We start from the raw sequence: 6,414 nt of genomic DNA, 5'->3' as shown, positions 1-6,414 counted from the left end.
CGATCTACCCGGATTCCGTGTGATCGTGCGTGGCGGAAAGGCGGGTGCGTCGAACGGAGTGCCCCTTCACTGCCACTCTACCGCAACCGGAAAGGGAAGCGAATCACGGATCGGGTGAGGGTTGTGACGATTTTGAGGTGAGGGCCGGGAGGCTCGGGAAGGCGATCATGAGGCCATCGTGGTTTCGGCGGACCGGGATGCGACGCAGCGCGAGCTACCCCGGCGATGAATATCCGAGGTCGTTCGGCTGTTCCCATATAAGCAGAAGCGGAGGGAGACTGCCGGGCGCCGCGGTTCAGCGGGCGCCCGGCAGGCTCACTCCGCGGGCGGGGAGACTCCGGACGGAGGCGGGACAGGCTGTATCGTCCCGCCGGAGGAGGAGGCTCGCCGCCCCCGCGGAGGAGACGCGCGGGGGCAGTTTCCCGCGCGGCTCCGGAGCGGTCCCACGCCTCGGACTCCGCTCCCCGTGCCCGGCGTCCAGCCCGGAGCTCGCCTTCTTCGCGGCCTACAGGCGGAACGAAGCGCCGAAGCGGAGAGCGATGATGTTGGAGTTGTTGGAGCCGTAGCTGATGCGCAGCGGCGTGGTGCTGGGGATGGTGGGGGTGAGGATGGCGACGTCCTCGGTGAGGCGCGCGTCGGCGTTCCAGAAGGTGATGTAGTCGTCGAACGCGATCTGGAACGCCAGGCGCTGCGAGCGGCCCAGCGGCGCGGTGGCCTGCACGCCCACGTTGGCGGCCCAGTTGTTCACCGACGGTCCGCCCTTCACGTGCGTGCGCACCAGCGCAGGCGCGGCGACGATGAAGCCTGCCGGATGGAAGCGCCGCGAGTCGGGGTTGGGCTCCGGCAGGCGGTACGACACGCCCAGCCGCGTGAACAGCGCCGACGAGCCGGGGAAGGAGATGGCCTGCGCGCTGCTGTCGCCCGCGAGGGTGATGCTGAGCACGTCGCTGCCTTCCTGGCTGTACGCGGCCGTGCCCACCAGGCTCCACGGGCCCTTGATGCGCATCTCCGCCTCGGCGCCCACCATGGGCGCGCCGCCGCGCTCGCGGCGCACGGTGGTGGGCGAGACGGTCTGGCTGTCCACGAACACGTGCTGCGCGCCGGTGGTGAAGGGCACGCGCACGCCCACGAACGGCGTGACCGCCCACCGGGTGCGCGGGAGCTGTGGGCCGGTCTGGCCGGGAGGGAGCTGCACGCCGGCCTGCGCGTGGGCCGTGGCGGGCACGGCGAGCAGCCCGGCGAGGGCGAGCAGACGAAGCTTCTTCATGGGAGACGTCCTCCTGAGCGGGGTCGCGGCGGGGCGGGTGCGTGCGGCGGGGGCGGACCGCGGCGCGCTGTGGCGCTCGGCCGGCTCTCCGCCGGGGAGCGCCGTGGATGGGGGCGCGGGGTGCGCCCGGGTGTCCGGTGTGCGTACATGATAATGGCGTTCCCGCCGCGCAGGCAACGACTCGCTTCGGGCGGGAACACCTGCTCCCGCCAGCGGTTGCAGACACGCGGGATCGTAGCGAGGGTCAGCGGAGAAGCCGCGCCAGCATATCCGCGCTCACGGCCGTCGCCTCGCGCGGGAGCCGGGCGACGTCGAAGCGCGCCATGAGGTCCACCGCCGAGACCTCCTCTCCCGGCGCGGCGAGGCCGCAGGTGGCGGCGAGCCAGCCGGCCACGCGCTGAGGCGAGACGCCGGCCTGTCGCACCTCCGCGAGCGAGACGGCGCCGTGGCGTTTCGCCAGCCGTTCACCGTCCGCGCCCAGCAGCAACGGGACGTGCAGGAAGGCGGGCGCGCGCAGGCCCAGCGCCTCGTACAGCAGTAGCTGCCGCGCGGTGGACGAAAGCAGGTCGGCGGCGCGGACGACGTGGGTGATCTCCATCGCCGCGTCGTCTACGACCACGGCGAGCTGGTACGCGGCCACGCCGTCCTTCCGCCGCACCACGAAGTCGCCGGTCTCCGCCGCCGGATCGAAGCAGACGCGGCCCTGGAGGAGGTCGTGGAAGCAGACCTCGGCCGACGGGGTGCGGAAGCGCAGGGCCATAGGTGCCTCGCCCAGCGGCCCACCGTCCACCCAGCCGCCGGCCGGGCGCTCTCGGCAGGTGCCGGCGTAGCGCGGACCTTCTTCGCCGCCGCCGTGGGGCGCGCTGGCCGCCGCGGCGATGTCGCGCCGCGAGCACGAGCAGGCGAAGATCAGCCCCGCGTTCGCCAGCCGGTGCAGCGCGGCGCGGTAGTCCTCCGTGCGCTCGGTCTGGAGGTACGGGGCGTACGGCCCCCCCACGTCCGGCCCTTCGTCCCAGTCCAGCCCCAGCCAGCGCAGGTCGGCGAGCTGCGCCTCCATGATGCCGGGTCGCACCCGTCCGCGGTCCAGGTCCTCCACGCGCATCACGAAGCGCCCGCCCGCCGCGCGTGCGTGAAGCCACGCGAGCAGGGCCGTGCGCGCGTTGCCCAGGTGCAGCGCGCCCGTGGGGCTGGGTGCGAACCTGCCTCGCACGACGGTGGGTTCCAGGGTGCGGAGCGGGAGATGGGAATCGGGGGATGCGCGGCCGAAGGGCTGCGCCGGATGACTGAATTGTACGAATGCGCGGCGGGACGGGCGAGGTCTGAGCGGGATTTCGCGTCGGACGCGAGATCCGGCGTGTCGGGAACGTTTCCCCTCCCCCAGGCCCTTCCGCCGCGAACGGGAGAGGGGAGTAGACCGTTCCCAGCGTGGAGCTTAGCTCGGTTTCCGCCACAAGAAGTCCGCACCTACTCCGGCGCTGCACATCCGCAGACGTGATCGGCGAGTGTTCTGAAGGAAACGGTTACAGTGGGGGAGATGCGGCGCGTCGGGAATTTGCGAGCGATGTAAAGTGACCGCGGGTCAGCGTGCGGTAACGCAGGCGGTGCAGGCGAGGGTTTCCGGGTATACCATCAGGCGCTCGAACGGGATGGGGCCCCCGCAGCCGCCGCACGAGCCGTAGGTGCCGTCCTCGATGCGGCGCAGCGCTTCGACGATCTGCGTGAGCTGGGTGCGCTCGCGCTCTTCCAGGCTGCGGGTGAGACCCTGGTTCTGCAGCGCGTCGATGCGCGAGAGGCGGCCCACGGTGTCCTGCTCCAGGTCGCGCGCGCGGTCGGTCTGGCCGCTGATCTTCATGCTGCGCTCCAGGCGGGTGAGCGTGCGCAGCAGCTCGCCGCGAATCTGGTCCATCTGGTTCGGCGCGAGCGGGATGTTCACTGCGGTCATGCGGCTGCTTCCGGTGCAAGGGGTGTCTGCGCGCGCCCGCCGGGTCTCGGCGGGTCGCGTGTGAGATGGGTGGGGAAAGCTCGGGATCGGAAAGATGTACGTCGGCAGGCTTCGCTATGCGCGGGAGGCCAGGTCCATGGCGTGGTCGAACGCGGCGCCCAGCAGCCCGGTGGCGCGGCCGCCGTTGCGGTCCAGCAGGTCGCGCAGCGCGCGGGCGATGGTCTCGTCCACCGCGGCGAAGATGGGCTCCGCGCTGGTCCCGGCGCCCTCGTGCATCAGGTAGCTGAATGCGCGCGCCATCCCGCAGTTGGCCACCACGTCGGGGACGATGGTGAAGCGCGCATCCGCGCGGCGCTGCACGGCGGTGGCGCCCAGCTTGGCCTCGCGGAAGGGCTGGTTGGCGCCGCACGCGATGGTCTCCACGCCCTGCGCGGCCAGCGACTCCAGCGCCGCCTCGTCCAGCGTGCCGGATCCCGCGGCGGCCACGAAGACCTCGGCCGCGACGGAGCGGAAGGCCACGCCGCCGTCGCGCACGCAGCGCGGGTCGGACGCAGGGAGAAGCTTGTCCTCGCGCGCGAGCAGCAGCGCCTCCACCTCACCGGCGCCCAGGCCCTGCGGCGCGACGAGCGTCTTCTCGCGGTCCGCGATGCCGACCACGAGCGCGCCGGCGCGGGCCAGGTACAGCGCGCACGGGGCGCCCACCGCGCCGAAGCCCTCCACCAGCACTCGGCGGCCGCGCACCGAGAGGCCGCGCATCTCGTACAGCCGGATGATGGACTGCGCGAGACCGTATCCCGTCACCAGGTCGGCCACCGGCAGCGGCTCGCCCGCCACGCCGTGCGGGCCGGTGACCGGCGCGCTGACGCCCACGTCGAGCGCGTGGAGGATGCGGGCGCGGGCCGCATCGCCCGGCTGGAAGTGGCCGCGGACCACGCCCTCCTGCGGGTGCGCCAGGCCGATGGCGGCGCAGCAGGGGATGACGTCCTTCACCTCGTCCACGTTCAGGTCGCCGCCGGTGCCGTAGCAGCGGTGCAGGTACGGCGCGACGGCCTGGAACCAGCGCCGCAGCACTCCGTCGCGGCGCGGGTCGGCCGGGTCGAAGTCGATGCCCGACTTCGCGCCGCCGATGGCCGGGCCGCTGAAGGCGAACTTCAGCTCCATCGTCTTCGCCAGGTACGTCACCTCGCGCCGCGTGAGTCCCGCCCGCATGCGAGTGCCGCCGCCGGCCGCGCCGCCGCGCAGCGAGTTGATCACCAGCCAGCCGCGCGCCTCCGTCTCCGCGTCGTTCCACTCGATCACCACCTGCGGCGGCCGGCGCAGGTACTCGCCGTAGCGGCGCCACACCGTTTCGGCGGAGACGGCGGGAGCGGCGGGCGTGGGCGCGGCGGTCTGTGGCGTCATGCGGTGCGTTGCCGGGTTCGGGTACGGTGGATGGGGCGCAGGCTCACGACACACCCGTATGGATCGACGCAGAGTGCTTCGGCGAGCATGGATTCGATCCGGCAGATCTCCCACGCGGGATCGTCGGCCGCCACGCGCTGCGCATCACACCCGCTCCACGAAGACGTCGAAGATGCCGCCGCACACGGCGGGGCTCCACGAGAGCAGGTCGTGCGTCAGGTCGATGCGCAGGAGCTGCGGGCGGCCGGTGCGCACCACGTCACGCGCCGCCTCGATCACCTCGGCCTCGCCGCAGCCGCCGCCCACGGTGCCCGTCAGCCCCCGCTCGGGATCGACCAGCATCTTGCTCCCGATGCCCCGCGGCGTGCTGCCCTTGCAGCGGACGATCGTCGCCAGCGCCACCGGGCGCCCCTCGCGCGCCGCTTCCTCCGCCGCGGCGAAGACGGCCAGGTCCTCGGTCATCGATCCGTCTCCGGTGGTGCGCCCGGCAGCGCGTCGGCGATACGGGCGATCTCCTCGGCATCGCGCCAGGCGATCTCCAGCATCACCAGCTCGCCCGCCATCGCGCGCCGCTCGGTCTCCTCGTGCAGCGCCATCTCCAGCCCCAGGGCCTCGTCGGCGCGGAGCAGCCCCGACGGCGGGGCGGCGTCCGCCGTACCCGGCGCCGGCGGGGATGCGAAGGAGTGGCCGAGCGCAAAGGCGAGCGCAGTGACCCCGGCCCTGACCCCGAACGGGTCGCTCCCGGTGCCGGCCGCCTGCAGGCCGGGCAGGAGGATCCGCTGGCGCGCCGCCGTGTGCGCCAGGTAGCGCTCGGCGCCGCCGCTCTCCGCGAGACCGTCCACCGCGCGGCTCACTACCGGCGCAGGGGCTCCGGGGCGGTTCACGTAGACCATCGCGCGAGCGAGCGTCTCCCGCGCCTGCGCGCCCCGGAGCAGCACCCGCCGGGGCTCCTCGCATCCGTCGACCCACACGTCCAGCGTTAGCACGAGCTTGCCGCCCTCGGTGCGGAGCCCGGCGCCCGGAAGGTCGCGGCGGCGTACCGTCACCGCCTGCGAGTCGCCCGCTGGCGTGACGCGGTGGACGGTCTTCCGGACGAGCCTGCGTGACCAGAGGCACAGGGCCACGGTGCCCGCACCGGCCGCCACGGTGTACACGGGGCCACCGGCCATCTGGGCGAGCCACGCTCCGCCCATGGCCAGCGTTCCCAGCCTGGCCGCGCGGGCTGCGGTTCTGTGGCGCGAGCGGTACAGCGCGCCGTAGCGCCACCCCGCCACTTCGTGCGCCTCCGCCCGGCCGATGCGGACGAGCCGCGTCCCGTCTCGCAGCTTGGCCATCCCCACGTTCTCGGACTGCACCTTGAGCCGCGCGTCCGCGAACAGCTTCTCGGACGTCTCGACCGCCTCCCATCGCTCGTGTATGGGAGCGAGGTTCCACCGCCCGCAGCTTCCGCAGACCGCCCACAGCCGGCCCTTCACGGCGTCGAACGCGAGCGTCCGCCCAACGGGGAACTCCTCGACCGATTCGTTCCGGCCCAGCTTGGCCGAGCAGAAGATGCAGGCGGAGTACACGAGTCAGGCCCGTTCCGGACCGGAAGACAGCTCCGGCGGGTCGCCGGGAAGCGCGTCGGCGATGCGGGCGATCTCCTCGGCGTCGCGCCAGGCGCTCTCCAGCATCACCAGCTCGCCCGCCATCGCGCGCCGCTCCGTCTCCTCGTGAAGCGCCATCTCCAGCGCCACCCGCTGCGCGCCGGCCAGCGTGTCCCTGCGGGCTTCCGCCGTCCACCACATGGGCGGCCGCGGGGGGC

General features: G+C 73.2%; 7 protein-coding genes. All 7 read right to left on the bottom strand.

Annotated features, from left to right (window positions below; translation table 11 throughout):
• Positions 1–505: 505 nt before the first annotated feature.
• Positions 506–1,267: a hypothetical protein gene (locus tag VFE05_13500; GenBank protein HET6231083.1), complete on the bottom strand. Its 762-nt coding sequence runs from the start codon at positions 1,265–1,267 to the stop codon at positions 506–508.
• A 244-nt stretch (positions 1,268–1,511) separates the two neighbouring features.
• Positions 1,512–2,477, bottom strand: a complete 966-nt coding sequence (gene gluQRS, locus VFE05_13495) for a tRNA glutamyl-Q(34) synthetase GluQRS (GenBank protein HET6231082.1) — start codon at positions 2,475–2,477, stop codon at positions 1,512–1,514.
• Between the two features lie 369 nt (positions 2,478–2,846).
• Complete coding sequence (locus VFE05_13490; GenBank protein ID HET6231081.1) at positions 2,847–3,209, bottom strand: TraR/DksA C4-type zinc finger protein; 363 nt, start codon at positions 3,207–3,209, stop codon at positions 2,847–2,849.
• 114 nt (positions 3,210–3,323) lie between these two features.
• Complete coding sequence (locus VFE05_13485; protein ID HET6231080.1) at positions 3,324–4,610, bottom strand: Glu/Leu/Phe/Val dehydrogenase dimerization domain-containing protein; 1,287 nt, start codon at positions 4,608–4,610, stop codon at positions 3,324–3,326.
• 144 nt (positions 4,611–4,754) lie between these two features.
• Positions 4,755–5,072, bottom strand: coding sequence for an XdhC family protein (locus tag VFE05_13480; protein ID HET6231079.1), 318 nt, complete (start codon positions 5,070–5,072; stop codon positions 4,755–4,757).
• Positions 5,069–6,178 carry a hypothetical protein gene (locus tag VFE05_13475; protein HET6231078.1) on the bottom strand — a complete coding sequence of 370 codons (1,110 nt, stop codon included), beginning with the start codon at positions 6,176–6,178 and terminating at the stop codon, positions 5,069–5,071. Before VFE05_13475 ends, VFE05_13480 begins: the two co-directional genes overlap by 4 nt.
• A 3-nt stretch (positions 6,179–6,181) precedes the next feature.
• Positions 6,182–6,414 (bottom strand): hypothetical protein (locus tag VFE05_13470; GenBank protein ID HET6231077.1); only part of this gene is annotated, 233 nt, incomplete at its 5' end.

The organism is Longimicrobiaceae bacterium, assembly GCA_035696245.1.
In the GTDB taxonomy this organism is placed as follows: Bacteria; Gemmatimonadota; Gemmatimonadetes; order Longimicrobiales; family Longimicrobiaceae; genus DASRQW01.
This window is presented reverse-complemented; position numbering and strand designations above follow the sequence as displayed.